At 71.5% G+C, this 25,734-nt stretch carries 23 protein-coding genes; 10 read left to right on the top strand and 13 right to left on the bottom strand.

Translation table 11 applies throughout. The features are described 5' to 3' along the window. The 4 genes from ABZ896_RS40760 to ABZ896_RS40745 form a co-directional block, all read right to left on the bottom strand. On the bottom strand, positions 1–333 hold a 333-nt coding region (locus ABZ896_RS40760), incomplete at its 3' end, for a hypothetical protein (RefSeq protein ID WP_360940435.1). Between the two features lie 292 nt (positions 334–625). Next, positions 626–1,732, bottom strand: a complete 1,107-nt coding sequence (locus tag ABZ896_RS40755; protein WP_360940433.1) for an ATP-binding protein — start codon at positions 1,730–1,732, stop codon at positions 626–628. Continuing rightward, a complete protein-coding gene (locus ABZ896_RS40750) occupies positions 1,729–2,466 on the bottom strand; it encodes a response regulator transcription factor (protein ID WP_067439493.1) in 738 nt (245 codons plus the stop codon). Before ABZ896_RS40750 ends, ABZ896_RS40755 begins: the two co-directional genes overlap by 4 nt. A 123-nt stretch (positions 2,467–2,589) precedes the next feature. Further along, a complete protein-coding gene (locus ABZ896_RS40745; RefSeq protein WP_360940431.1) occupies positions 2,590–3,270 on the bottom strand; it encodes a spermidine synthase in 681 nt (226 codons plus the stop codon). A 317-nt stretch (positions 3,271–3,587) separates the two neighbouring features. Between ABZ896_RS40745 and ABZ896_RS40740 the strand changes: the two genes are divergently transcribed. After that, positions 3,588–4,325: a rhomboid-like protein gene (locus ABZ896_RS40740; RefSeq protein WP_360940437.1), complete on the top strand. Its 738-nt coding sequence runs from the start codon at positions 3,588–3,590 to the stop codon at positions 4,323–4,325. 181 nt (positions 4,326–4,506) lie between these two features. Here the strand turns inward: ABZ896_RS40740 and ABZ896_RS40735 are convergent, their stop codons facing one another. After that, a complete protein-coding gene (locus ABZ896_RS40735; RefSeq protein ID WP_360940429.1) occupies positions 4,507–6,027 on the bottom strand; it encodes a sulfatase in 1,521 nt (506 codons plus the stop codon). A 154-nt stretch (positions 6,028–6,181) separates the two neighbouring features. Beyond that, entirely contained in the window at positions 6,182–6,760 is a 579-nt protein-coding gene (locus tag ABZ896_RS40730) for a TetR/AcrR family transcriptional regulator C-terminal domain-containing protein (RefSeq protein ID WP_360940427.1), read from the bottom strand. Positions 6,761–6,831: 71 nt separating this feature from the next. Here ABZ896_RS40730 and ABZ896_RS40725 point away from each other — a divergent pair, with 71 nt between their 5' ends. Further along, the gene (locus tag ABZ896_RS40725) at positions 6,832–8,076 is read left to right on the top strand and encodes an FAD-dependent monooxygenase (RefSeq protein WP_360940425.1); all 1,245 of its coding nucleotides are present in this window, start codon (positions 6,832–6,834) and stop codon (positions 8,074–8,076) included. A gap of 358 nt (positions 8,077–8,434) precedes the next feature. Here the strand turns inward: ABZ896_RS40725 and ABZ896_RS40720 are convergent, their stop codons facing one another. Beyond that, positions 8,435–9,022: a GNAT family N-acetyltransferase gene (locus ABZ896_RS40720; RefSeq protein ID WP_360940423.1), complete on the bottom strand. Its 588-nt coding sequence runs from the start codon at positions 9,020–9,022 to the stop codon at positions 8,435–8,437. A 214-nt stretch (positions 9,023–9,236) separates the two neighbouring features. After that, a complete protein-coding gene (locus ABZ896_RS40715) occupies positions 9,237–9,890 on the bottom strand; it encodes a GNAT family N-acetyltransferase (RefSeq protein ID WP_360940421.1) in 654 nt (217 codons plus the stop codon). Between the two features lie 176 nt (positions 9,891–10,066). Here ABZ896_RS40715 and lon point away from each other — a divergent pair, with 176 nt between their 5' ends. Continuing rightward, entirely contained in the window at positions 10,067–12,481 is a 2,415-nt protein-coding gene (gene lon / locus ABZ896_RS40710) for an endopeptidase La (RefSeq protein ID WP_360940419.1), read from the top strand. A gap of 73 nt (positions 12,482–12,554) precedes the next feature. Here lon and ABZ896_RS40705 read toward each other — a convergent pair whose 3' ends face one another. Then, positions 12,555–13,394: a lysozyme gene (locus tag ABZ896_RS40705; protein ID WP_360940417.1), complete on the bottom strand. Its 840-nt coding sequence runs from the start codon at positions 13,392–13,394 to the stop codon at positions 12,555–12,557. Between the two features lie 255 nt (positions 13,395–13,649). On the opposite strand from ABZ896_RS40705, the gene ABZ896_RS40700 reads away from it, so the two are divergent. Continuing rightward, positions 13,650–14,144 (top strand): MarR family transcriptional regulator, encoded by a 495-nt coding sequence (locus ABZ896_RS40700; RefSeq protein ID WP_360940415.1) that lies wholly within the window; start codon positions 13,650–13,652, stop codon positions 14,142–14,144. A 135-nt stretch (positions 14,145–14,279) separates the two neighbouring features. After that, positions 14,280–16,922 carry a hypothetical protein gene (locus ABZ896_RS40695; protein WP_360940413.1) on the top strand — a complete coding sequence of 881 codons (2,643 nt, stop codon included), beginning with the start codon at positions 14,280–14,282 and terminating at the stop codon, positions 16,920–16,922. A gap of 5 nt (positions 16,923–16,927) precedes the next feature. Here ABZ896_RS40695 and ABZ896_RS40690 read toward each other — a convergent pair whose 3' ends face one another. Then, positions 16,928–17,713 (bottom strand): hypothetical protein, encoded by a 786-nt coding sequence (locus tag ABZ896_RS40690; protein ID WP_360940411.1) that lies wholly within the window; start codon positions 17,711–17,713, stop codon positions 16,928–16,930. A gap of 372 nt (positions 17,714–18,085) precedes the next feature. On the opposite strand from ABZ896_RS40690, the gene ABZ896_RS40685 reads away from it, so the two are divergent. The 5 genes from ABZ896_RS40685 to ABZ896_RS40665 are packed head-to-tail and all read left to right on the top strand — an operon-like array spanning position 18,086 to position 23,577. Then, entirely contained in the window at positions 18,086–20,731 is a 2,646-nt protein-coding gene (locus tag ABZ896_RS40685) for a nitrate- and nitrite sensing domain-containing protein (protein WP_360940409.1), read from the top strand. Further along, the gene (locus tag ABZ896_RS40680; protein WP_360940407.1) at positions 20,728–21,231 is read left to right on the top strand and encodes a roadblock/LC7 domain-containing protein; all 504 of its coding nucleotides are present in this window, start codon (positions 20,728–20,730) and stop codon (positions 21,229–21,231) included. The genes ABZ896_RS40685 and ABZ896_RS40680 overlap by 4 nt, the downstream gene beginning before the upstream one ends. After that, complete coding sequence (locus tag ABZ896_RS40675; protein WP_360940405.1) at positions 21,228–21,659, top strand: DUF742 domain-containing protein; 432 nt, start codon at positions 21,228–21,230, stop codon at positions 21,657–21,659. The genes ABZ896_RS40680 and ABZ896_RS40675 overlap by 4 nt, the downstream gene beginning before the upstream one ends. Next, complete coding sequence (locus tag ABZ896_RS40670) at positions 21,640–22,284, top strand: ATP/GTP-binding protein (protein WP_360940403.1); 645 nt, start codon at positions 21,640–21,642, stop codon at positions 22,282–22,284. Before ABZ896_RS40675 ends, ABZ896_RS40670 begins: the two co-directional genes overlap by 20 nt. A 36-nt stretch (positions 22,285–22,320) precedes the next feature. Next, complete coding sequence (locus ABZ896_RS40665) at positions 22,321–23,577, top strand: styrene monooxygenase/indole monooxygenase family protein (protein ID WP_360940401.1); 1,257 nt, start codon at positions 22,321–22,323, stop codon at positions 23,575–23,577. Here ABZ896_RS40665 and ABZ896_RS40660 read toward each other — a convergent pair. The 3 genes from ABZ896_RS40660 to ABZ896_RS40650 form a co-directional block, all read right to left on the bottom strand. After that, on the bottom strand, positions 23,523–24,623 hold the full coding sequence (locus ABZ896_RS40660) for an NlpC/P60 family protein (protein ID WP_360940399.1): 1,101 nt from the start codon (positions 24,621–24,623) through the stop codon (positions 23,523–23,525). The two genes, ABZ896_RS40665 and ABZ896_RS40660, sit on opposite strands and share 55 nt — an antisense overlap. A gap of 103 nt (positions 24,624–24,726) precedes the next feature. Further along, complete coding sequence (locus tag ABZ896_RS40655; RefSeq protein WP_360940397.1) at positions 24,727–25,011, bottom strand: hypothetical protein; 285 nt, start codon at positions 25,009–25,011, stop codon at positions 24,727–24,729. Between the two features lie 10 nt (positions 25,012–25,021). Then, on the bottom strand, positions 25,022–25,669 hold the full coding sequence (locus ABZ896_RS40650) for a TetR/AcrR family transcriptional regulator (protein ID WP_360940395.1): 648 nt from the start codon (positions 25,667–25,669) through the stop codon (positions 25,022–25,024). Between the last annotated feature and the right edge of the window lie 65 nt (positions 25,670–25,734).

Raw genomic sequence — 25,734 nt, 5'->3', positions numbered from 1 at the left:
GGCTGGGCGTACCCGGAGGCGGACGTACCGCCGTGGGTCAGCGGTGGCCGTGGAGATGCCCCGCACCCCGCCGATCTTCGCGCTGGTGTAGAGCGTCTGGTACGACGCCCCCGCGGCCGCAGTACCCGCCGCAGCCGGGGCGGGAGCCGCACCCTGCTTGTAGTCGGCGAAGAAGTCCCACCAGGCTCGGTCTACCGAATTCGGGTCCTGGAGGTACTGCTGATAGATCTCGTCGACGAGCCACTCGTTCGCGCCGAACGCGGCCGCGGGGTTCTTCCCCGCTTGGTCTGCGTCGGTCGAGATGCTCGAGTTACTGGGGGACTGTGGCGACACGGCGGCAACCGCCCTCTTCCGCTTCACAAGGTGATGGACAGCGGGAATAAAGGCTACGCCCCCGAGACGGTGAAGGTCAGGCCGGGCCGGTCCATCGTCGTGTAAGTCACATCAAAGAGCGGGTTTCGGGGGAGGAAATGGCGGGAAACAAGCGTGGTTCCGCTTGATGAGACCGCATGAGGGAAGCGCCCGGCGGGGCCCTTCGCGACGACGGCGCGGCCCTCTGCCTGATCACACGTGTCCGTCGGCGCGGAACAGAGATGGATCTTGTGGCTCCGGTTCGAACTTTACGTCAACTTGGCAGAGATGGAAGTCCCGGAAGGGTGACAAGAATCCTGCAGCCCCGCTCGGATTCGGCCACACCGATCCGGCCGCCGTGCAGATCCACGGCCCAGCGGGCGATCGCGAGCCCGAGCCCGGTGCCGCCGTCGCTGCCCGGTCCGTGCGGCCGCATGATCTGGCCGCGGTTGAACCGCTCGAAGACGCGGTGCCACTCAGAGCGCGGAATGCCGGGGCCCTCGTCGAGAACCTCCAGCTCAAGGGATTCCGGCAGGGTCCCGCGCCGCGCCTTGACGGTGACCCGGCCGTGCGCCGGGCTGTGCTTGACCGCGTTGTCGATCAGGTTGGCGACGACCTGGTGGATGCGCTCCGGATCGGCGTGCGCGGTCAGCTCCGGCGGGGAGACGTCGAGGTGCAGATGGACGTCGTTGCGGGTGTGGCTGCCGGACCCGGAGGCGATGCCCGCGCGCGCGGAGGCGACCATGTTGGCCTCCTTGAGCACGCCCGACAGATACGGCCACACCTCGAAACGGCGCTTCTTCAGCGGTACGACGCCGTTGTCGATGCGCGACAGGTCCAGCAGCGTCTCCACCAGCCGGCCGAGGCGCTCGGTCTGCTTGAGGGCCGTGCGCATGGTCTCGGGGTCCGCCGAGGTGACCCCGTCGACGATGTTCTCCAGCACGGCACGCAGGCCCGCGATGGGCGTGCGCAGCTCGTGGGAGACATTTGCCACAAGTTCCTTGCGCTGGCGCTCCTGGGCCTCCAGGTCGTCCGCCATGCGGTTGATCGTCTGGGCGAGGTCGCCCAGCTCGTCCCGCCGGTTCTCGCGCACCCGGCGGGTGTAGTCGCCGTGCGAGATGGACCGGGCGACCGTGTTCATGTCGTCCAGGGGCGCGGTGAGCGAATGGGCGACGAACTGCGTAATGAGCAGTGTGGCGATCATCGAGAAGACCGTGATGAAGCGCAGCTCGGTGGCCGTGCGCATCGCGATCATCATCAGCCCGGTGGTGATGAGGACCGCGATGACGACCAGGGCGCCGAGCTTGGTCTTGATCGAGAACGGGCTCACGCCGCCCCAGGGCTCCCTGGGGCCTCTCCGGCCGGCCGGACCCCCGCTCATGGCGTCGGCGTCTCCAGGGCGTAGCCCACGCCGTGCACCGTGCGGATCCGCTCGGCGCCGATCTTCCGGCGCAGCGCCTTGATGTGGCTGTCGACCGTGCGGGTGCCGGAGGCGTCCGCCCAGTCCCACACCTCGGCGAGCAGCTGCTCCCGGGAGAGCACCGCGCGCGGGGTGTTCGCCAGGCACACCAGCAGGTCGAACTCGGTCGGCGTGAGGTGGACGTCCTCGCTCCGTACCCGCACCCGGCGCTGCGCGTGGTCGATCTCCAGCTCGCCGAGCCTCAGGATGCCGGACCGGGGGGTCGCGGCGGCCAGGGCGGCCCGCTCGACCCGCCGCAGCAGGACGTGCACGCGGGCGGCCAGCTCACGCATCGAGAAGGGCTTGGTCATGTAGTCGTCGGCGCCGACGCCGAGCCCGACCAGCATGTCGGTCTCGTCGTCGCGCGCGGTGAGCATGAGGACCGGCACCGGACGGGCGGCCTGCACTCTGCGGCAGACCTCCAGACCGTCGAAGCCGGGCAGCATGATGTCGAGGATCAGCAGGTCCGGCTGCCAGGCCTCGGCCGTGTCGACCGCCGACGGACCGTCGACCGCTGTTTGCACGAGGAATCCCTCGGCGCGCAGGCGGGTCGCGATGGCGTCGACGATCGTCGGATCGTCCTCGACGACCAGAACCCGGCGCTGTGCGCCCGGGGTAGCCGTCGTGCCGTTGTGGGAGGTGTGTGTCTGCTCCATCGCCCGCCCCTGGGGAGTGCTTTCCGGAACCATGTGGGGTGATTCCTTGTCTGCGCATGACTGCGATTGACGCTTGAATGATCGGCGTAGGGAAGCAGAGTACGGGGAGTCACCACGGCTTTGCTATCCAGGTCGGACGCCGAGGTGCACGACGTCGGGAACGCCCCGGGCAACCGGGATCTCATCGGTACGCACCCGTTTGAACCCGGCATTCCATAGGGATCCCTCAAATTCCGCAGAGGGCCGGGCCGACCACACGGCGAGCACCCCGCCCGGCTTCAACACCCTTGCGCAGCTTGTGAGTCCGGCACGCGCGTAGAGTCCGCCGTTGCCCTCCGTGACCGTCCAGTCGGGGCCGTTGTCGATGTCGAGACACAGCGCGTCGAAAGTGGCGCATGTCTCATTGACGAATTCGACAAGATCCGTTTCCAGAATGTTCGTCCGGGGATCGTCGAGCGCCTGCGCGGTGAGCGCGGACAGCGGCCCGGAGCGGCGGTGCCAGTCGATGACGGCGGGCTCCCGCTCCACGACGGTGATCCGGCCCCAGCGCGGGTTCGCGGCGGCGTGTGCGAGCGAGAAGCCGACGCCCAGACCGCCGATCAGGACGTGCGGGGCGGGGCGTTCGTCGAGTGCGGCGAGCGCCGAGTCGACCAGGGCCCGCTCCGAGCGGCCGTCGGACGTGTCCATCAGGAAGCAGCCGTTGGCGATGATCTGGAGCAGCTCGCCGTGGCGCCGTAGGACGACCTCGCCGTACGGGCCCACGCGGCGGTCCAGGACTTCGGGGATGTCGTACGGGGTGGGCATCGACCCATCCTGGCAGGGGAGTCGGGGACGGGCCGAGCGATTTACGTATGACGGCTCACGCAGGACGGCGGTTGTTTGAGAAGTGTCTGTTGTTTGAGAAGTGTCTGTGAATCGGCTCAGGCGTGGCGTCGGTCACAGACAGCGGTCGGGCACGGCAAGGACGCTGATCGAAACGGAAGGAGCACCTCACCGTGCAACGCACCGCGCCGCCGGACGCAGCCGCGCCCTCGGGTACGCCCGACTCCTCCGACGTGCCCGGTGCCGCCGTCCCCGCTCCGGACGCGTGCCTGCCGGCGATCGCCGGACTGCTGGACGGGATGCCTCGGCAGCGGGAGCAGCAGAGCACTGGGGAGCAGAGCACCGAGGCGCCCGGCGATCTCGGCGTGCGGGCGCCTTCGGCCGTCCGCCGGAGCCCCCTCCGTGCCCTCCGCCCCTGGCGGTTGCTCCCCACGCCCACCGGGACGCCGTTCACCTTCGGCTACGGCGTCGTCCTGGCCGTCCTCTCCGTCGTCGTCGCGTACGCGGACCCCGCGCTCGTGCACGAGCTGCACCAGGGCTCCAGCACCGACGTCGCCCACCTGGTGCGCACGCCCGGCCTGGTCCTCGTGGGCAGCGCGCTGTGGATAGCGGGCGGGCTCCTTTCGCCGTACGCCCTCGCCCTGCTGTTCGTGCTCACCGCGCTGGAGCGGCGGATCGGCGGGGCGCGCACGGCCGGTGTCTTCCTGCTCGGACACATCGGGGCGACCCTGGCCACCGAGGTCCCCATCGGGGTCGCGGTTCTCGTCGGTCACCTGCCCGCCAGCTCCCTGCACCGCCTCGACTACGGCGTCAGCTTCGGCGTGGCGGCGAGCATCGGGGCGCTCGCGGGGCTGCTCGGGCCGTGGCTGCGCTGGCCGGTCCTCGCCCTCTTCGGCTGGCTGCTGCTGACCAACCTGCTCGCCTTCACCGACCCGATGACGGACTGGGGGCACCTGATCGCCCTGACGATCGGCATCGGGACGTGGCCGCTGGTCCGGCGGTGGCGAAACGGACGAGCACGGGTGGCCGCCGCGTAGACCTGCCGACAGAGGGGCCGTCCGTCCTCCGGTCCGCCGCCGGACCCTGAAGGGCGAGCCGCCTGCCTGTTCCGCGCCGCCGAAGCCCGATTGAGCCGCCGACCCCCCTTTCGTGCCGTCGAAGCCTGTTGGGTGAGCCGTCTACCCCTTCCGCGCAGCCGAAGCCTGTTGGGTGAGCCGCCTACCCCTTCCGTGCCGCCGCCAGCCCTCTCGCCAACCCCGGTATCCCCAGCCCCCGTTCCTCCGTCGCGCTCGCCCCGTGCAGCAGGTTCGTCAGTTGGTGCGGGTCGGTGTGCAGGTCGTAGTACTCGCGGAAGAGGACCTGGCCGGAGCCCTCCGGGCGGCCCTGTTCGCTGAGGCGGCCGCGGTAGTACTCGGTGTACTGCTCGGATCTGCCGATGTACGACGCCCAGGTGTGGATGGGCTGTTGGTCCTGTCGGTTCCACCACCACTCGGCGAGCAGGTGGTCGCGGTCGTTGCCGCGGTCGAGGAGGGAGTGGCCGTCGAGCGGGGTGTCCGGGGTGACGCCGGCCGCGTCGAGGAAGGTCGGGGCGATGTCGACGTGCCCGGTGAGCCGCTCGTCGGTGGCGGTCCCGCCGAGCCCGCGGGCCGGCCAGGACAGCCGGAAGGGCACCTCCAGACTCGGCCGGTACGGCACGGACTTGCGCAGCCAGCCGTGGTCACCCCAGCACAGGCCGTGGTCGCTGGTGAAGAGCACCAGGGTGTTCTCCAGCTGGCCCAGCGCGCGGAGCTTGTCGTGGAAGTCGCGCATCGCGTCGTCGACGGACAGCAGCGTGCGCAACTGGCGGGTGCGCAGCGCCTTTCCCTGCGCGAGGGTGTGCTTCGCCGCACGCGGGAACGGAGGTTTGTCGGCCTTGTCGGTCTCGAAGACGGACGGGCGGCCCTCCCAGTCCGGCACGCGCGTGTGGGCGTACCTCCGCTCCGGGATGTTCACCTCGTGCGCCGCGCGCGTGGCGACGTAGGCGAACCAAGGGCGTTCGTCCGTGCGGGACTTGTCGAGGAAGGCGAGGGCGCGGTCCTTGATGACGGTGGTGTTGTAGCCGGGGATGTTCCGGACCGTGCCGTTGTCGTTGTAGTGGCCGTTGTAGTACGCCACCGGCTCCTGGAGCAGCCACTCGTCGAAGTGCGGCGGGTTGGTGGCGGTGGGCCAGTAGTTGAGGTACTTCCCGAACAGTCCTGTGCGGTAGCCGGCCGCCCGCAACTGCCGCTGCACGGTGGCGTGCTGGTCGAGGCGGGTGGGGTGGCGGGTGTCGAGGACGCCGTGGTGGTGCGCGTACCGGCCGGACATGATCGTCGCGCGCGACGGGGCGCACAGCGGGGTGTTGGCGTGCGCCCGCGTGAACTCCGTACCGCTGCCGCCGAGCCAGTCCACGGTCCGGCGCAGCGCCCAGTCGGTCTCCTTGGGCTGGTCGTCGGTGAGGACGAACAGGATGTTGGGGCGGCGGTCGGAGCGGGGGCGGCGGTACGGCGTGGGGGAGGGGCCCGTGGCGGACGCGGCGCGGCTCACCGCGGGGGCCGCGGTGTGCGGTGCGCTGTGGGCCGGCGCGCCCCCGCCCGACCCGCCCACGGCCTTGACCACGACGGGAACCGCGACCCCGGCGGCCACCACCGCTGCCCCCGCGACCACCGCCCGCCGCCCCGGACCCCGCCTCGCCCGCTCCTCGTCCACCGCTGCCCCCAAGTCCCCGTAAATCCCCGTTTTCACGCCCCACGGACCATGAACGAACTTGCAGTGTGCGTTCGTTCCCTGTGAGCGCTGTTGCGGGGCGGTGGCGGCAGGCTTGCGATGCGGTGGCGGAGGCGCCCGGCGCGCGCCGCGCTCCGACTGGTGCGCCTCACGCCCCCACCCGCCGCTCCAGACCGTCCAGGATCAGCCGCAGTCCCGCCTCGAACGCCGACGTGTGGTCGATCGGCGGCACGTCGGCCGGCAGGGCCGCGCCTGCCGCGTCGTCGTCGGACCCCGCATCCGCCTGCTCCTCCAGCACGCTGCCGACCGTGAAGCGACCGGCCGCCAGCATCGCCATCTGCGCGTCCTCCGCAGGCACACCGGCGGCGACGAGGAAGCGCATCTTGTGGCGGATCCGGTCGAGATCCGCGGTGGGGGTGCTGCCCGCGTGCAGCCGCGCGCCGTCGCGGCGCAGCAGCAGGGTCCGCCGGAAGCCGCGCGTGTTCTCCAGGAACCACGCGCGCCAGTCGTCGTCGGGCGTCGGCAGCGGCGCGGTGGCGTGGGGTGCCATCGCAGCCTGCGCCATGGCGGCGAGGAGGTCCTTCTTGGTGCGGAAGTACCAGTAGAGCGACGGCTGTTCGACGCCCAGCCGCTGCGCCAGCCGCCTCGTGCTGACGGCGTCCAGCCCGACCTCGTCGAGCAGATCGAGCGCCTCGGCGACGACGGTCTCGCGGTTGATCTTCGTCATGTTGACAATCTATCGCTGATAGATGACGGTGGGAAAGAATCATTCACCGATAGATTTCTGGGGTGGTCGGCATGCCCGAAAGGAAGCAGCGCCTGCGGGTTCTCGTCGCGGGCGGCGGAATCGCGGGGCAGGCCCTGGCCTACTGGCTCGTCCGCGGCGGCCACCGGGTGACCGTCGTCGAACGCTTCCCGGCGCTGCGGGCCGTCGGCGCGCAGGTCGACCTCAGGGGCCAGGGCATCGAGGCGGTCCGACGGATGGGGCTCCTGGACGCCGTCCGAGACAGGCTCGTGGACGAGGCGGGAGTCGCCTTCGTCGACGCGCGGGGCCGGGCCAGGGCGACGATCATGGCCAACACCTCGGGGAAGGGCCGCCAGACCCTCACGTCCGAGTACGAGATCATGCGCGGCGACCTGGTGCGCATCCTGCACGACGCGACGAAGGACGACGTCGAGTACGTCTTCGGCAAGAGCGTGGACGGCTTGGACCAGGACGGGCACGAGGTCGTCGCGCACTTCTCCGACGGGTCCTGCGACGCGTTCGACCTCCTGGTCGGCGCGGACGGGCAGGGATCACGCATCCGCCGGGCGATCCTCCCGGAAGGCGTCGACCCCTACTGGCGCGTCGGCATCCACATGGCGTACTGGTTCGTCCCGCGCATCGCGTCCGACAGCGCCGTCCGGGACACGTACATGGCTCCGGGCGGCCGCCAGATCATGCGGCGCAGCCACAACCCGACCGAGACACAGGTGTACTTCGTGCTGCGGGAGGACTCCGCGGAGGCCTCGGCGATCCACCGCGCGCCCGCCGAGCGGCAGCGGGAGTTCTGGGCCGGGCGGTTCCGCGACGCCGGGTGGCAGACGGAGCGTTTCGTCGCGGGCATGGGGACGAGCCCGTTCTTCCACTCCCAGGAGGTCGTCCAGGTACGCACCGACACCTGGTCGAAGGGCCGTGTGGTCCTGGCCGGCGACGCCGCGCACTGCGCCTCCCCGTACAGCGGCATGGGCGTCTCCGGCGGCCTGGTCGGTGCGTACGTCCTGGCCGGCGAGATCAACCGGCACCCGGGCGACCTGACGACCGCGCTGGCGGCCTACGACACCGTGCTGCGGCCCTTCGTCGACGGGATCCAGGCCGAGGTCAGTCCGCGCGTGCTGCGGCTGGGCCTGCCGACGACCCGGCGCGCGATCGACGCCTTCCAGACCGCCACCGCACTGGCCTGCTTCCTGCGCGTCCCCGACCTCGTCGCCCGCCACGCCAAGGAGGACCGCGGCGGCGCCTGGCGGCTCCCCGAACACCCGGCGGGGGTCGGCTCCGCCTGAGGGACGGCCGGGGAGGGTGAACCGCGGACGGGTGGCTACGGCGTCCTCGACGGCCGCCGATCCTCCCGTACGACGGTCAAGGGGGCCGCCCTCTCTCCTCGTACGGCGATCAGCGGGCCGCTTCCCTTCGAGTACGGCGGTCAGGGGGGCGGCCTCTTCTCGGGTATGGCGATCAGCGGGCCGCTTCCCTTCGGGTACGGCGGTCAGGGGGCGGCCTCTTCTCGGGTATGGCGATCAGCGGGCCGCTTCCCTTCGGGTACGGCGGTCAGGGGGCCGCCTCCTCTCGGGTACGGCGGTCCAGGGCCGCTCCCGTACCGCGCGCTCTCTGGGAGCCGCCCTCCCTCCCCGTACCCCGCTCTCAGGGCCCCTCGTCCCCCCGTACGCGCGCGTGCAGGTGCTGGTCGTGCCAGCCGTCGGCGTGGAGGAGGGCGCTGCGCAGGGTGCCCTCCAGGCGGAAGCCGGCCTTCTCGGCGACCCGGCAGGAGGCCGGGTTGGCGACCGCGTGGCACAGGGTGAGCCGGTGCAGGCCGAGGTCGTCCAGGGCCCAGCGGGTGAGCCGGCGGGCGGCCTCGACGGCGAGCCCGGTGCCGCGTCCGGCGGGCAGCACCCAATAGGCGATCTCGGCGTGACCGCGCCCCAGGTCGACGCCGATCCAGGCGGCGAGTCCGAGCACCTCCCCGCCGGGCCGGGCGACGGCCCACACCGCGCCCGTCTCGGACGTCCAGCGCTCCCGCATCCGCCCGATACGCGCGCGTGCCTCGTCCTCGGTCAGCGCGGGCAGCAGATTCCACTGGCTGATCCCCGGGTCGAGGCTCGCGGCCACGAGCGCGCCGGCGTCGGAGTCCCGCCACGGACGCAGTTCCAGGCCACCGGGAAGCCCCAGCACCGGCTGGACGTTGTCCGCCATACGACCGGCGGGGACCACCGGAGGGACCGGACCGTTCACCGCCCCCTCACCTCCGTCGCCCCGCGACCAGCCCCGAACCGAACAACTGCACCCTCACCGACTCCCGCCCCGACCCGAACGGCACCGCCACCGACTCCCGCCCCGAACCGAACGGCACCGCCACCGACTCCCGCCCCGAACCGAACGGCACCGACTCCCGGCCCGAAACCGAACAGCACCGTCCCCGGCCCCCGCCCCACCCCGAACGCCCCCCTCACCCGACCCCCGCCCCCAAGAACTTCGCACTGGTCAGCGAAGCCTCCACCCTCCACCCCAGCGACTCGTACAGCCCCCGCCCCGCCGGTGTCCCCGCCAGCACCCCGGTTTCCGCGCCCGCGGTCGCCGCCACCCTCTGGAGCCGACGCATGACGACGCTGCCCAGCCCCCGCCGCCGGTACGCGGGTGCCGTCTCGATGCGGTCGAAGACCGCCGTCGCCCCGGTCGGTGTGACCTGTCCGCGCGCGGCGAGCGACCCGTCGGGCGCGGCGACCAGCACGCGAGTGACGCCGCCGACGGTCCACTCGCGCACCCGGTACCCGGGCGGGACGTCCCCGCCCGCCACGGCGACCAACGGCACCGTCATCAAGGAGCCCGGCTCCGGATCGATCCACCACCCCTCGCCCAGCCACGGCCCGACCTCCGCGGGGTCCCGGAACACCTTGAGCCACACCCCGGCCCCGGTCACCCCGCCCGCGACCTTGCGTACGGCGCCCTCGTCGACGTCGTCGCCCAGCGTGTCGAACACATGCCGTGACACCTGGTCGACGAGCCCCACGTCCACCGTGAACCCCCACGGCTCCCGCACCGGCGGCGCGGCCCCCCGGGACACCACCCAGCCGTCCACCCACGCCCGCACGAGACCGTCCACCACGCCTCCATGTAATGCCCAGAAGTCAGCTTCAACTATTACGCACCAAGACGATATCCGCCCCGCCGCCACCCCCGACAGACGTGATCGCTCACAGCGAACGCCCCCTGGGGAACATTCGGCGGCTCACGTGCATTGAGTCGGCATAGCTCAACTTGACTGCCGAAGGGGAGATCATGGCTTCGACGTCCACACCGCTCACCCTGCCTGTGCTGCCGCTCGACGACGAGGTCGTGCTGCCCGGGATGGTGGTACCGCTGGACCTGAACGACGCCGACGTCCGCGCCGCGGTGGAGGCCGCCCAGGCCGCCGCCCGCTCGGAACCCGGTAAGCCGAAGGTCCTCCTGGTGCCACGGATCGACGGGACGTACGCGGGCACCGGTGTGCTCGGCACCGTCGAGCAGGTCGGCCGGCTGGCCGACGGCGACCCGGGCGCGCTGATCCGCGGCCGCGGCCGCGTGAAGATCGGCGCCGGGACCACCGGGCCGGGTGCGGCGCTGTGGGTCGAGGGCACGCGTATCGACCAGTCCGTGCCCGAGCCGCTGCCCGGTCATGTCGCCGAACTGGTCAAGGAGTACAAGGCCCTCGCCACCGCCTGGCTGCGCAAGCGCGGCGCCTGGCAGGTCGTGGACCGGGTGCAGGCCATCGACGACGTGTCCGCGCTCGCCGACAACTCCGGTTACTCACCGTTCCTGACCACCGAGCAGAAGGTCGAGCTGCTGGAGACGGCCGACCCGATCGCCCGCCTCAAGCTCGCCACCCAGCAGCTGCGCGACCACCTCGCCGAGCAGGACGTCGCCGAGACCATCGCGAAGGACGTCCAGGAGGGCGTCGACAAGCAGCAGCGGGAGTTCCTGCTCCGCCGTCAGCTGGAAGCCGTACGCAAGGAACTGCGTGAACTCAACGGCGAACAGGACGGCGAGGAGTCCGACGACTACCGCGCGCGCGTGGAGGCCGCCGACCTGCCCGAGAAGGTGCGGGAGGCCGCCCTCAAGGAGGTCGACAAGCTGGAGCGGTCCAGCGACCAGTCCCCGGAGGGCTCCTGGATCCGCACCTGGCTCGACACCGTCCTCGAACTGCCGTGGAACGAACGGACCGAGGACGAGTACGACATCCAGGGCGCCAAGTCGGTCCTCGACGCCGAGCACGCGGGCCTGGAGGACGTGAAGGCGCGGATCACCGAGTACCTGGCGGTGCGCAAGCGCCGCAGTGACCGGGGCCTCGGTGTCATCGGCGGGCGGCGCGGCGGTGCCGTGCTGGCTCTCGTCGGTCCGCCCGGCGTCGGCAAGACCAGCCTCGGCGAGTCCGTCGCGCACGCCATGGGCCGCAAGTTCGTCCGGGTCGCCCTCGGTGGCGTCCGGGACGAGGCCGAGATCCGCGGACACCGCCGTACGTACGTCGGCGCGCTGCCCGGCCGGATCGTGCGGGCGATCAAGGAGGCCGGTTCGATGAACCCGGTCGTCCTGCTCGACGAGATCGACAAGGTGGGCTCCGACTTCCGCGGCGACCCCGCGGCGGCCCTCCTGGAGGTCCTGGACCCGGCGCAGAACCACACCTTCCGCGACCACTACCTGGAGGTCGAACTCGACCTGTCCGACGTGGTGTTCCTCGCCACGGCGAACGTCCTGGAGGCGATCCCGGAGGCCCTGCTCGACCGTATGGAGCTGGTCCGCCTCGACGGCTACACCGAGGACGAGAAGGTCGTCATCGCCCGGGACCACCTGCTCCCGCGCCAGCTGGAGCGGGCGGGCATCGACAAGGACGAGGTCACCCTGGAGGAGAGCGCGCTGCGCAAGCTGGCCGGGGAGTACACCCGCGAGGCGGGCGTGCGCACCCTGGAGCGCTCGATCGCCCGGCTGCTCCGCAAGGTCGCGGCGCAGCACGAACTGGGCGAGCGGGAGCTGCCGTTCACCATCGGCGCGGACGACCTGCGCGCCCTGATCGGTCGTCCGCACCACGTGCCCGAGTCGGCCCAGGACCCGGCGGAGCGCCGTACGGCCGTCCCGGGTGTGGCGACCGGACTCGCGGTCACCGGAGCGGGCGGGGACGTCCTCTACGTGGAGGCGTCGCTGGCCGACCCGGAGACGGGCGCGGCGGGGCTGACCCTGACCGGCCAACTGGGTGACGTGATGAAGGAGAGCGCGCAGATCGCGCTGAGCTTCCTCAGGTCGCACGGCGCCGAGCTGGAGCTGCCCGTCGCCGACCTCAAGGACCGGGGCGTGCACATCCACTTCCCGGCGGGCGCGGTCCCGAAGGACGGGCCGAGCGCGGGCGTCACGATGACGACGGCGCTGGCGTCGCTGCTCTCCGGGCGCCTGGTCCGCACGGACGTGGCGATGACCGGCGAGGTCTCCCTGACCGGCCGGGTCCTGCCGATCGGCGGTGTGAAGCAGAAGCTGCTCGCCGCACATCGCGCCGGGGTGACGACCGTCATCATCCCCAAGCGCAACGAGGCCGACCTGGACGACGTCCCGGCGGAGGTGCTGGACAAGCTCGACGTCCACGCCGTCACCGACGTCCGCCAGGTCCTGGAGCTGGCGCTGTCCCCGGCCGTGAACGGGGCGGCGCCCGAGGTTCCGGTCGCGGCGTGACGGACGCGATCGGATGAGGTGAAGGCCCGGGTTCTTCGTGAGGGAGGCCCGGGCCTTCGCCGTACGCCTTGTATCAGCCGTTCGCGAGTGCCTGTACGCGGTCCAGCGCCCCGTTGAACCTGTCGTGGTCGCCGACCGTCGGCCCGGACGAGGTGTACTGCCACATCGTGTAGGTGCTCCATCCGGCGGGCAGCGTCCCCACGGTCGAGGCGTACCGGGCGATCCACAGCGGGTTGGCGGTGGCGAAGCCGGCGTAGTTGCCGGTGCACTGGGTCCACCAGCTGGTGGAGGTGTAGATCACGGCGTCGCGGCCGGTGCGGGCCTTGTACCGGTTCAGGAAGTCACGGATCCAGGTGACCATCGCGCTGGTGGTCTTGCCGTAGCAGGAGTCGCCGTACGGGTTCCACTCGATGTCGAGCGTGCCGGGCAGCGTCTTGCCGTCGGCGGACCAGCCGCCCCCGTGGTCGACGAAATAGTCGGCCTGCGTTGCGCCGGTCGTGGTGTCCGGGGTCGCGAAGTGGTAGGCGCCGCGGATCATGCCGACGTTGTAGGAGCCGGTGTACTGCTGGGAGAAGTAGGGGTTCGTGTAGTACGTCCCCTCGCTCGCCTTGGTGTAGGCCCAGCGGACTCCGCTGTTCCAGAGGGTGGCCCAGGCGACGTTGCCCTGGTAGCTGGCCACGTCGACGCCCTCGGTCTGGGTGGCGCGGGTACCGGCGGGCAGACCGCCCTGGCCGTCGTGGGCGACGACGCCCATGCCCATGCGGGCGGTGCCGCGGGCGGGGGTGGCGGTGGCGTCGGGCGACTGCGCGGCCGACGCCGTGCCTATGGACGGCAGCAGCGCGCATACGGCTATGAGGGCCCCGGCGAGGAACAGGCGTCGCGGGCGGGGGGATCCGGGTCTGTGCACGGGCATGGCGGGCCTCCGAGGGGCTCGGTGATGCTCGGTCGAGGGGCTCGGTGTTGCTCGGTGGGGGAACACCCGGCCGGGGGTGTATGGCGTGGGCATGCCAGACATCGCCTGGTCAAGAAGCTACGCACGTCGACGAGGGGGTGGGAAGAGGGACCGGTTGCTGCCGTTGGTCTAGCCCTGCGAAATACTTACCGAGCTGCGGTGACGGCGCAATTTGACGGAAACTTTCAGGACCGGGAAACCGAGGCGGGGACTGACGTGCACGAAGACGGAAACGGCGACGGGGACAGAAGCGGCGCCGACGAGCCGCCGGCCGGTGTGGACCGGCCCGGATTCCTGGCGCTGGAGCGCGAGTTGACCGTGCTGCTGCGCCGCGCCCGCGCCAACCAGGGCGAGATGGCCCGCGAGGTCCACCCCGACCTGGAGTCGGCGGCGTACGGCCTGCTCGTCCGACTGGAGGAGTGCGGCCGCCAGCGCGCCACGGAACTCGCCGCCTACATCGGCGTCGGCAAGGCCACCATGTCCCGCCAGCTGCGCGCCCTGGAGGACCTCGGCCTGGTCGCCCGCGAGCCGGACCCCGCCGACGGCCGCGCCTGGCTGGTCGACCTCACCGACGAGGGCCGCTCCCGAGTCCGCCGGGTCCGCGACGCCCGCCGAGCCCGCTACGCGGGCCGCCTGGCCCACTGGAACGCGACCGAGGTCACCGAACTGGCCCGCCTGCTGAACCAGTTGAACCGGGGCATGGAGAAATAGGCCACCCGGGGCGATCCCAGGCTGTTGTCGCCAAGGACTCAACTCGTGGGCCGCACGGGCTTACCCTGACGCCTGGGGGACGGGGGCGGTGCGGTGGCTTGGTCGACGGGGCGGTGGGTGCGGGGAGTTGTCGCCTTGGCGCTGCCCGGGGTGGTGGTGCTGGGGTGTGCGGTCGCCTTCTGGCAGTGGGAGCGGCTCGCGGACGCGGAGATCCGGCGTGCCGAGCAGGCCGGTCAGCGTGCGCCGCAACAGGACACGGCCGACGGCTCCGACGCCGGGGAGTCGGTTGTCGACCCCCGCCTCAAGAAGTACGGCGGGACAGCCCGGCCCCGGCGTACGGGATCGACCGTCTTCCGTCTCACCCGCAAGCGCGAGGGGGTGTGGCTGTTCACGGTGTCGCATCGGATGGTGCTGCTGCCCGGTGACCCCCTGACGGCCCAACTGCGCAAGGCCACCGGTGGCGTGGGGTCCTGGATCCCCTTCGACGCCGTCGTCAACGCCGACTACGGCACCGGCGACGAGACGTGCAGCAGCGGGTGGGGAGTCGGGGACTCGGACACCGACGAGCTGCGGCAGGACGGCCCGGGGTCGACGGTGTATGCCTCCGCACACGGGGAGACCCTGCTGGACTTCGTGACGTGGTGTGACGTGACGGCCGACGCGTCCACGTCCGCGGTCCTCGACCTGACGCCCAGGTCCCTCGCCATGGGGAAGAAGGGGTACTTCGACGAGTGGACCATCACCGTGGCGACGGACGATCTTGTCGTCACCGGTGTCGACGGCGCTACGGTGCTGCGCCAGTCCGGACACCGGGTCGAACTGCGGCTTCCCGCGAGGCGAAGTCCGCAAGTGCAGTTCGGCGCTCCGTACAAGCCGCCGCACGACGGCTCCGGCAACGACATCGCGGATCTGGCCTGGGTGTTGCAGTCGTACTCCTCCGCCCTGCGCGAGGCCTTCTTCGCGCTCGGCGCGGTCACGGCGGTCGGTTGCATCGCCGTGGCGTTCGTACGGCGCTGGGCACCGCCCGTCACGCGGCGCCGCTGGATCGTCGTGGCCTGGATGGGGACCGGACTGACCTGCGTCACTCTGCTGTGGGCCGCCCTGGACATCGGAGCGACCGACACCACGTGGTGGGCGACGGCGGGCCAGGACGTGCCGTTGATGATCTGGTGGCAGACGCTGTTGCCACTGGTGACCGCGGCCTTCGTCGTACGGGTGGCACGTGGCCGCCCGCCACGGACACGTGACCTGACCCCCGTCCTGGTGCCGAGTGCCCTGCTGTCGGTGCCGGCGGTCCTGTTTACCTTGTTCAGCCGGTCGCCCATGCCCGTGCTGATCGCCGTGGTGGCGGCATGCACGGCCGTGGCCGTACTCCTGGTACTGCGGCGTGGGTTGCTCGGACCGACCGGCCGACGCTGGGCCGTCACGGCGGCGTCGGCGGTGTGGCTCGTACTGTCTGCCGCGGGGCCCGGCATCGGACTGCCGGATCTGACGGGCATCCCGGGCTCTGCCGACCCGGACGGCTGGGCCTTGGCCCGTCTGCTCACCGAGTCCGTTCTCGCGTGGGCCTGGCCGGCGGCGCTGTGGGTGGTGCTCTCCGCGTACGGCTGGCCCTGGTGGCGTGCCGGAGCGACGGCGGTGGTCCTGTGGTGGTACCTGGACAGGGACTATCCCCTGTGGATCGAGAACGTCGTCTACGACCTCCCGCTCGACTTCCTCCAGACCGCCGTGATCGCGACGACTCTGTTGTTCCTGTGGACGTCCGGCCGGGCCGAGGGTCAGTGGCCCGACCATGTCCGCACCGCCGTGGCCGCCCTCGGTACCGCCGCCCTGCTCACCGAAGTGACGCTGAACGGAATCGAGGACTTCAGCTACTCCTCCTACGCGAGCGGCCGCTACCTCGCCGTGGCCATTGCCGCGCTCGGCTTCCTCTGGCTGTTCCCGCCCGCCGCCGAACCACGCGCCCGACGCCTTCACCGAACGACCCACTCCCTGCACACCCGCCGCGTGTACGCCCTCCTGAAGGACCAGACGCTCGCGGCGAGCCGGCGCGAGTTCCTCACCGCCTCACGCGCGCAGCTGTCCGACGGCAGCCTCACGACAGGGAAATGGAGTGCCCGCTGGCGCGAGTTGGGCGGCGCGAACTCCCGGCGCCCCGTCGCCCTGCGCCTCGTCGCGCTGGGCACGTCCGGTGGCCGTACGGCCTGGGCCAACGGCATGGCGGCGGCCGTGCTGCTGGCCGTGCTGAGCACGCCCTGGTTCCTCTACACGTTGCCGTCCCGGCTCATGGCGATCGGCTACGACATGAGCGATGTCGTGGAGGTCTGGTCCACCGCCCTGCGCTGGCCGCTGTACGGGTTCGTCTTCGGGTACGCCTATGCGTGGCTGCGCGGTACGACGCCGATCACCAAGGCGCTCTGTCTGCTCGCGGTCGTCCTTCCGGCCGAACTGGCCGAACTGCTGTACCGGTTGACGGACGCCGGCGACTTCGGCATCCAGTTGCTGCTGACCAGCGGCGACACGGTCGCCGTGCTGCTCCTGCTCGGTCTGTACTGGGAGGCGCGTCTGGTGCGGGCCGCGGGGCTGCGCTGGGGACAGATCCGGAACTTCCGCTCGCTGTCGGCGACCGCCGTTCCGGCGACGACCGTGCTGGTCGCGGCGGCCACCGCGCTGGCGACGGCCATGGTGGGGGTGTGGGTCACGCCGGACACCGGCTCGGGGCCGGAAGATGCGGGAAGCTCCCCGTCAGCCAGCGCCAGTCCGACTCCCGGCCACTGAACGGGTCACAGCTCCACCAGCACCACCGTCGCGTCGTCGTGCGTCTTGCCGCGACGGAGGAACGTCCGTTCCGTGTCGGCGAGTTCCAGCTCCCGTACGCGGTTCACCAGGGCCCGGGCGCCTTCCTTGTGGACCAGGCGGAAGCAGTCCGACCAGTCGCCCTCGTGGAACTTCTCCACCCAGCGGGTCGCGCCGTCCGTGAGGGCCGCCAGGGTGCAGACCTGGGCGCGGTCCAGCGTGCCCGTCACCGCTCGTGCCGAGACGTCCGGATCCGCCGCCGCCGTATAGAAGCCGCCCTCCTTGTTGCGCAGGTTCATGTCGATCTGGGTGTCCGTGGTCAGGGCCGAGCGGGGGAGGCGGGAGAGGCGGTCGTCCAGGACGGGCGTCACCGTGCCCTGCGGGGACTCGATCAGCAGGGCCGAGTCCGAGAGGACCAGGTACTCGACCGCGGCCGGGGTCCAGCGGGCCAGCACCACCGTCGCCTGGGGTGTGCGCGGGTGAGAAAGGTCACAGGTCGTCCGATGTGCGTCAGCTGTGCGAACGATCGCCCGGGAGAGGATCTCGGCCAGGGACGCATCCGGGAGCGAAACGGCCAGTTCGGTCAGCGCGCCGCCGAGCCGGGCCGTGTACCAGGGGACCGGATGCAGACAACCGGTCGGACCGTTCGGAGGGGTCACACCGTCCAGCGCGACGATCACACCGCCCCGCCCGGACGCGGGGAGAGCGAGGCTCGCGAAGTCCTCGTTGGGGCGGTCCGGGTCGCCGGGCTCCGAGACAAGTTCCGTACGCATCCGGCCAGTCTGCACGACCCCTTCACAAGCTTCGCCAAAGTCCGGCATCCGCCGCGGAATTGACGTACTCGCGCAGGTCAGGCGCCAGATTTGCGGTGGAATGCAGTACTCCGGGAAGGCGTGTCGGCGAATCCTGCCACCGGTCGGCCCCGGCGTCCAACCGGCCCGCCGGGCGGGGCGCGTGCCCGTGCCGCTGGAACTTGCCCGCCAACTCCCGTCCGATGTTCACTCCTTCGGGTGGCCCCTCAGGTGATGCGCGGCCACCGCCCACCGGCGCTGGGAGGGTCGGGCATCGTACCCGGAGTGCACGCCAGTTGACGGAGTGTCACCCCGGGCCCATGGGTATCTCGAGTATCAGGAATGCGAGCAGCGGTGCAGAAGACGCGGCCTCGTCGCACAGGCAAGCAGACGGCCTCCGGAAAAGGTGCGGCCCCGGCGCCCACCCGTCCCGGCACGCCTGCCCCGTCCGACCCGTCCGAGACCACCGTCGGCAAGGGCCGCCCCACCCATGTCCGCACCCGGCTGATCCTCGCCGTCGCCCTCGTGGCCGCCGCCGTCGCGGGAGCCGGAGCGCCCTCCCTGATCACCGCCTCCGGTGAACTCCACGACTCCCAGGACCTGGTGACGCTCGCCGAGCAGACCCAGGACGCCCTCGCGCTCGCCCACGCGCTCGCCGACGAACGCGACGAGGTCACCCCCTACATCGCGGCCGGCCGCCCCAAGTCCCAGGCGCCCACCGAGCAGCAGAGCGCCCGCGTCGACCGCCGGGTCGAGGAACTGCGCGCCGACACCGACGTCTCCGCGAGCCTGCTCGCCGACCTCGACACCGTCGCCGCCGTCCGGCGCGCCGCGCTCACCGGCCAGAGCACCGCCATGGAGGCCCACCAGGCCTACTCCGCCGCCGTCGACGCGCTGCACCGGCTCGCCGAGGACCTGGCCGAGAGGATGCCGCCCCGCGCGGGCTCCGGCGCCCACTCCCTCGTCGAACTCGACACCGCCGTACAGCAGTCCGCCGCCACCCGCGGCCTGCTGCTCGCCGCGCTCTCCGTGCCCACCAGCACGAAGTCGGTCTACGACCCGATCACCGGCCTGACCTCCACCCAGACGGTCACCTCCGCCGCCGGCACCAAGCAGCGCGCCGCCCTCGCCGCCGCCGCCCAGCAGGCCCGGCTGCGCTCCGACGCGGCCCTCGCCGACTTCCAGGGCTCCGCGCCCGCGGCCGCCAAGGCGAGCTACGACTCCACGGTCACCGGCCCCGACGTCAACACCGCCGACGCCTACCTGGCGAAACTCACCGACCAGCCCACCCTCACCGACGGCGAACTCGCCACCAGCACCACGAAGGTGGACACCGCCCTCTCCGCCCGCGTCGACCTGATGCGCGGCGCCGAGTCCGCCCTCTACGAGCGGCGGGTCAAGGACCTCGCCCAGCTGCGCGACGACGACGTCACCGCGCTGGAGATCCGGGTCGCGCTCCTCGGCGCCCTGGTGCTGCTCACCGTCGGCGTCTCCACCGCCGTGGCCCGCACCCTCACCCGCCCGCTCTCCGTACTGCGCCGCGGCACCGCCCGGCTTGCCGGCGCCGAGGACCCCACGACCGAGCAGCCGGTCGTCTTCACCGGCCGCGACGACGAGTTCGCCCAGGTCGTCCGCTCCGTCAACGCCCTGCACGCGCACGCGTCCGCGCTCGCCGAGCGGGTCAACACCCTGGAGGCGGACCGCAAGCACCTGGTCGGCCAGCGGCAGAAGATGGCGGACGCGCGGGAGCAGCTCAAGGGCGAACTCGCCGACTCCGCCGCCCAGTTGGAGCGGCTGCGCGGCACCATCGGCGCCACCTTCGTCAACCTGGCGCTGCGCACGCTCGGCCTGGTCGAGCGCCAACTCGCCGTCATCGAGGGGCTGGAGGAGCGCGAGCAGGACCCCGACCGGCTCGCCACGCTCTTCAAGCTGGACCACTTCGCCACGGTCATGCGCCGGCACAGCGAGAACCTCCTCGTCCTCGCGGGCACGGAACATGTGCAGCAGAGCGTGGGTCCGGTGCCGCTCGTCGATGTCGTACGGGCCGCGGTCAGCGAGATCGAGCGGTACGAGCGGGTGCGCATCGCCGCGCTGCCGCCGCACGCGCATCTCGCCGGGTTCGCCGCCGACGACCTCTCCCATCTGCTGGCCGAACTCATGGAGAACGCCACGTCGTTCTCCCCGCCGGACCTGCCCGTCGAGGTCTCCGGCTGGCTCCTGGAGAGCGGCGAGGTCATGCTCTCCGTCCAGGACGAGGGCATCGGCATGACCGCGGAGCGGATGACCACGCTCAACGCGCGGCTCGCCGACTTCGACCCCGAGAACCCCGAGACGTCGTACGACTACGACGAGGGCGGCGAGGGGCTCGGCCTCGGCCTGTACGTCGTGGCCCGCCTCGCCCACCGGCTCGGCGTCCGGGTCCAGTTGCGCGAGCAGAAGCAGGGCGGGGTGGCCGCGGTCGTGGTCCTGCCCAAGTCCCTGCTGACGGCGGCCCCCACCTCGGCGGTACCGGCTTCGGTCACCGCCGTCACGCACGGCTTCTCCCTGCCGGGCGCGGACGCGGAGGTCAACGCCAACGTCCTCCCGGGCCGCACGACCCACGACGACCCGCTGATCACCCTGGCCGAGAGCGCCGTACGCCACGCGGAGCCGACCCCGTCGGAGACCACGATGGAGCTGCTGGCGCCGGTCACGGAAGAACCGGCCACCCAGGAAGCCGAGGTCGAGGTCGAGCACGAGAGGCTCACCGACAAAGGCCTCCCCAAGCGCACCCCCAAGATCACCGCAACCTCCTCGGCCCCCCGTCCGCGCAGCGGATCCGTGGACGCCGAGGCCCTCCGCCGCAGGCTCGGCGGCTTCCGCCGGGGGGCGGAGGCCGGCTACCGGGACGTCGAGGCGGAGATCAAGGAACAGACCGGCGAGACCAGACTCCCGGCCCCGCACACCAGTACCGCATCCGAAGAAACCACGGGGGGCACAGCCGAGGAGGCAAGCAGTTGACCGCGCCCAGTACCTTCGGACTGAGCCGTGAGGCCCGCAATCTCCACTTCCTGCTGACCAACCTGGTGGAGGAGGTCCCCGGCGTCCAGTCCGTCGCCGTGGTCTCCTCCGACGGCCTGCTCCTGCTCTCCTCCGACGCGGAGCGCAACGCGGAGGCCCGGGAGCCGAAGAACGGCAAGCCCTCGGGGCCGCGCGGCTCCGCCGCCGACCTCGCCACCATCGTCTCCGGCATCGGCAGCCTCACCCTCGGCGCCGCCAAGCTCATGGACTTCGGCACCACGAAGCACACCATGATCGCGATGGACGACGGCAGCCTCTTCGTGATGTCGATCAGCGACGGCTCGCTGCTCGGTGTGCACGGCAGCGCGGACTGCGACATGAGCGTGGTGGCGTACCACATGGCCCTGTTCGTGGGCCGCGCCGGCCATGTCCTGACCCCCGAACTCCGCAGCGAGCTACGGCAGTCGCTGGAGAACGAACCGTCGGGGAGCACCCGATGAGCCAGAAACCCGGCACCGGGCCCGGCCCCCGCCCCGACCTCCCGGTCCGCGGCGGCGAACGCAAATCCGCCCGGGTGCGCCCGTACTCCCTCACGGGCGGCCGCACCCGCTTCGGACACGTCCTGCTCGTCGAGACGTTCGTGGCGGCCCTCGAAGCCCCCGAGGAGCGCAAGGAGCTGCCGAACGGCACCCTGCGCACCACGGTCATGCCGGAGATGCGGGCCATCGTCGAACTGTGCCGCCGGATGCGCACGGTGGCCGAGATCGCCGCGCTGCTCAAGATGCCGCTCGGCGTGGTCCGGGTGCTGGTCAGCGACCTCGCGGACCAGGGAAAGATCCGTGTGTACGGAACAGGTACCGGTCACGGCACGGGCCGTCCGGACCGCGCTCTGCTGGAAAGGGTGCTGAGTGGACTCCGTCGTCTCTGACGCCGTAACCGACTACGGCGTCGCCCGGCTCCTCAACGAGGAGGAGCCCCCACGGTCCTGGCAGACGGACCACACCCGCGCCCCCGTCGCCACGAAGATAGTCGTGGCCGGCGGCTTCGGCGTCGGCAAGACCACGCTCGTCGGCGCCGTCTCGGAGATCGAGCCCCTCCAGACGGAGGCGCTGATGACCGAGGCGAGCGAACAGCACGACGACCTCACCGGCACCCCGGAGAAGACCACCACCACGGTGGCCATGGACTACGGCCGCCTCACGCTCGACGACGACCTGGTGCTCTACCTCTTCGGCACCCCGGGCCAGGAGCGGTTCTGGTTCATGTGGGACGACCTGGTGCGCGGAGCGATCGGCGCGGTGGTCCTCGCGGACACCCGGCGGCTGAAGGACGCCTTCCCGGCGCTGGACTACTTCGAGGGCTGCGGGATGCCGTACGTCGTCGCGGTCAACCACTTCGACGGCAGCGAGCGCTTCGAACCGGAGGACGTGCGGGAGGCGTTGACGGTGCCCGCACACATACCTGTCATGATCATGGACGCGCGACGGAAGATCTCGGTGATCGAGACCCTCCTGTCCCTGGTCGGCCACGCGCTGGACGTCACCCCCGAGTAGCCCCCCCGAGCCACGAGCCAGGAGAACACCACCCGTATGCGGAAGATACTCGTCGTCGGAGCCGGCCAGTCCGGACTCCAGCTCGCCCTCGGACTCCAGTCGCACGGGTACGAGGTCACCCTGATGTCCAACCGGACGGCGGACGAGATCCGTTCCGGCCGGGTCATGTCGACGCAGTGCATGTTCCACACGGCACTGCGGCACGAGCGCGATCTCCAGCTGAACTTCTGGGAGTCCCAGGCCCCGAAGATCGAAGGGCTCGGCGCCTCGGTGGCGGCACCTGGCTCGTGGGCGGAGGGGCCCGCGGCGCGCGCGATCGACTGGCTGGGCCACCTCGACGGGTACGCGCAGTCGGTCGACCAGCGGGTGAAGATGGCCGGCTGGATGGAGACCTTCGCCCAGCGCGGCGGCCAACTGGTCATCCACGGCGCGGCCGTCGGCGACCTCGACTACTTCTCCCGTACGTACGACCTCGTGCTGGTCTCGGCCGGCAAGGGCGAGCTGGTCTCCATGTTCGCCCGCGACCCGGAGCGTTCGCCGTACCGCGAGCCGCAGCGAGCGCTCGCCGTGTCGTACGTCCACGGCCTCGGCCCGCGTCCCGAGCACCCGGAGACCGACGCCGTCCGCTGCAACCTCGTCCCCGGTGTCGGCGAGCTGTTCGTCATGCCGACGCTCACCACCTCCGGCCGCGCCGACATCCTCTTCCTGGAGGGCATACCCGGCGGTCCGCTCGACGTCTTCAACGGCGTGAAGGACCCCGCGGAGCACCTCTCCCTGACCCTGGAACTCATGGAGCGGTTCGTCCCCTGGGAGTACGCCCGCGCCAAGGACGTCGAACTGACCGACGAGGGCGGGACGTTGGCGGGCCGGTACGCCCCGACGGTCCGCAAGCCGATCGGCCGGCTGCCCGGCGGCGGACTGGTCCTGGGTGTGGCCGACGTCGTCGTCGCCAACGACCCCATCACCGGCCAGGGCTCCAACTCGGCCTCCAAGTGCGCGGCTTCGTACCTCTCCTCGATCCTGGAACACGGGGAGAAGGAGTTCGACGAGACCTGGATGCAGGCGACCTTCGACCGCTACTGGGACACGGCCCGCCATGTCACCAAGTGGACCAACGCGATGCTCGCCCCGCCGCCGGAGCACGTCCTGAACCTCATCGGCGCGGCAGGCCAGTTGCAGCCCGTGGCCAACCGTTTCGCCAACGGCTTCGACGACCCGTCCGACTTCGAGAACTACTTCTACGAGTCCGACAGGACAGCCGCGTACCTGGCGTCCGTGGCGTCTGGGGCGTAGTCGGGGTCGTCCGGCCGTACGGCGCCGAGGATCGGGTGGGACGCGATGGGGGACACCTTGACCTTCTCGCCCGTCCGCGGCGCCTCGATCACCTCGCCCCGGCCCACGTACAGCGCCACATGGGTCGCCTCCGGGAAGTAGACCACCAGGTCACCGGGGCGCAGTTCCTTCAGCGGGACCCTCGGCAGCCGCGCCCATTGCTCCTGGCTGGTCCTCGGGATCGGCGTGCCGGCGTGGGCCCAGGCTTCTGACGTCAGTCCCGAGCAGTCGTACGTCTTCGGGCCCTCCGCGCCCCACTCGTACGGCTTCCCCAGCTGGCGTCGCGCGTAGCCGAGCGCCGCGGAGCCCTGCCGGGACGGCGCGCGCTCAAGGTCTCCCAGCGCCCCGGACGTCGTCAGCTCCTCCTGCGCCTTCGCCACCCCCTTCTCCTCGAACTCGGCGAGCCGGGTGAGCTGTTCGGGTGTGAGGGAGGCCAACAGCGCCTCCACCTCGTCGAGTCTGCCCCGTACGTCGTCGCGGTCCTTTTTCTGCCGTGCGGCGAGGGTGAGTTGGTCGTCGAGGGCCTTGCGGGCCCGGCGGGCGAGACCGTCGGCGCGATGCTCGCTGCCGGTCAGCCGCCCCACCGTCTCGGCCCGCTCCCGCGCCAACTGCCCGATCACATGGCCCTGTTCGAGGGCGTGCTGCGGATCGCGGGCGAGCAGGAGACGGACGTACGGGGAGATGTCGGTGGTGCTCTGGTACTGCTGCCGGGCCAGTCGCCCGGCCGCGCTGCGGCTGTCGTGCAGCGAGAGCCGGGCCCGGGAGAGCGCGCCGTCCAGACGGGCCGCCTCCGCGCGCTTGGCCTTCAGCTTCTCCGCGGTGGCGTTGTAGGTCTCGGTGGCCTTCTCGGCCTCCCGGTACAGCCGCTGAAGGTCCGTCAGCAGATCGGAGACGGAACGCTCGCGCGGCTCGGGTTCCGGTACGGCCGTCGCGGGCAGCGGGGCGGCGAGGACGGTGCCGGCCGCGAGCGCCGCCGTACACACCAGCCGCAGAAGCCTCCCTGACACACCATCACCTCCCGCGCGGCGCGGTCGGTCCGCTCCGCACGGCGAGCATCAGACGGTGGGCGCGTTTTCGCGCGCGGGGTGTGGGCGGTTCGGCGCAACGTCGTCACCCGTCGGTGTCACCCGGCTTGTCCGGCTTGGACCAGGGCCACTTCAGCCGGTCCTTGGGCGGGCCGTCGGGGTCGTACGCGTACTTCCACCCGCGCTGGATGCCCAGCCTGGTGTGACCCCTCGGCACCCGCCGGTACACCAGCACGGTGGGCGGACCGCCGTCCGCGCCGGGGACGGGGATGCGGTACGTCTTCGGGGGGTGACCCGTCGGTCCCAGCAGGACGGGCAGCACACGGCCGTCCATGGGCCCGCCCTCGAAGGGGGTCTCTTCGCTCTTCACGGCACCAGTCTCAGCCATCCGCCGCGAGGGCCGTGACCAGCGCGGCCGTCTGCGGATCACGGTTCGCGGTGACGCTGAGCACGGCGACGAACTGCTCGACGAGCCAGTCGCGCAGCTCGTCCACGGGGGGCTGCTTGCCCTCGTCGAGCCAGATCAGGGAGGCCGCCTCCACCGCGGTGATCCACATCCGTACGGTCATCCGGAGCCGCAGGCCGGGTTCGGTGACGCCGAGGTGGCTGAGGATGTGCTCCGCCGCGTTCCGTCGTACGCCGTCGACGATGGCGGTGGTACGGGACGTCTCGACCACGCTGCCGCCCTGGAGGAGGGCGCTGAACCCGGCGTCGTGCTCGTCGACGAAGCCGAGGTAACGGTCCAGGGCGCGGGAGAGCCTCTGGAGCAGGGGTCCCTCGCGGGGTTCGTCGAAGCAGTTCTGGAGCTCTTCGGCGGCGGACCTGAGGGCGGCCTCGTAGAGCTGCTGCTTGCCGCCGGGGAAGTACCGGTACACGAGGGGCCGGGAGACTCCGGCCGCTTCCGCCACGTCGTCGAGGGACACGTCTTCGGGCGCGCGGTGCGCGAAGAGGGTGAGGGCGGCTTCGAGTAGCTGACTGCGGCGTTCCTCGACACTGAGCCGACGGTAGGCGGGGGCGGATGGGGTCATGGGTTGCAGGGTAGTCGGCCGTCTGCGGGTGCGTCGTGGCTGGTCGCGCAGTTCCCCGCGCCCCT

The organism is Streptomyces sp. NPDC047072 (assembly GCF_040643855.1).
Lineage (GTDB): Bacteria > Actinomycetota > Actinomycetes > Streptomycetales > Streptomycetaceae > Streptomyces.
This window is presented reverse-complemented; position numbering and strand designations above follow the sequence as displayed.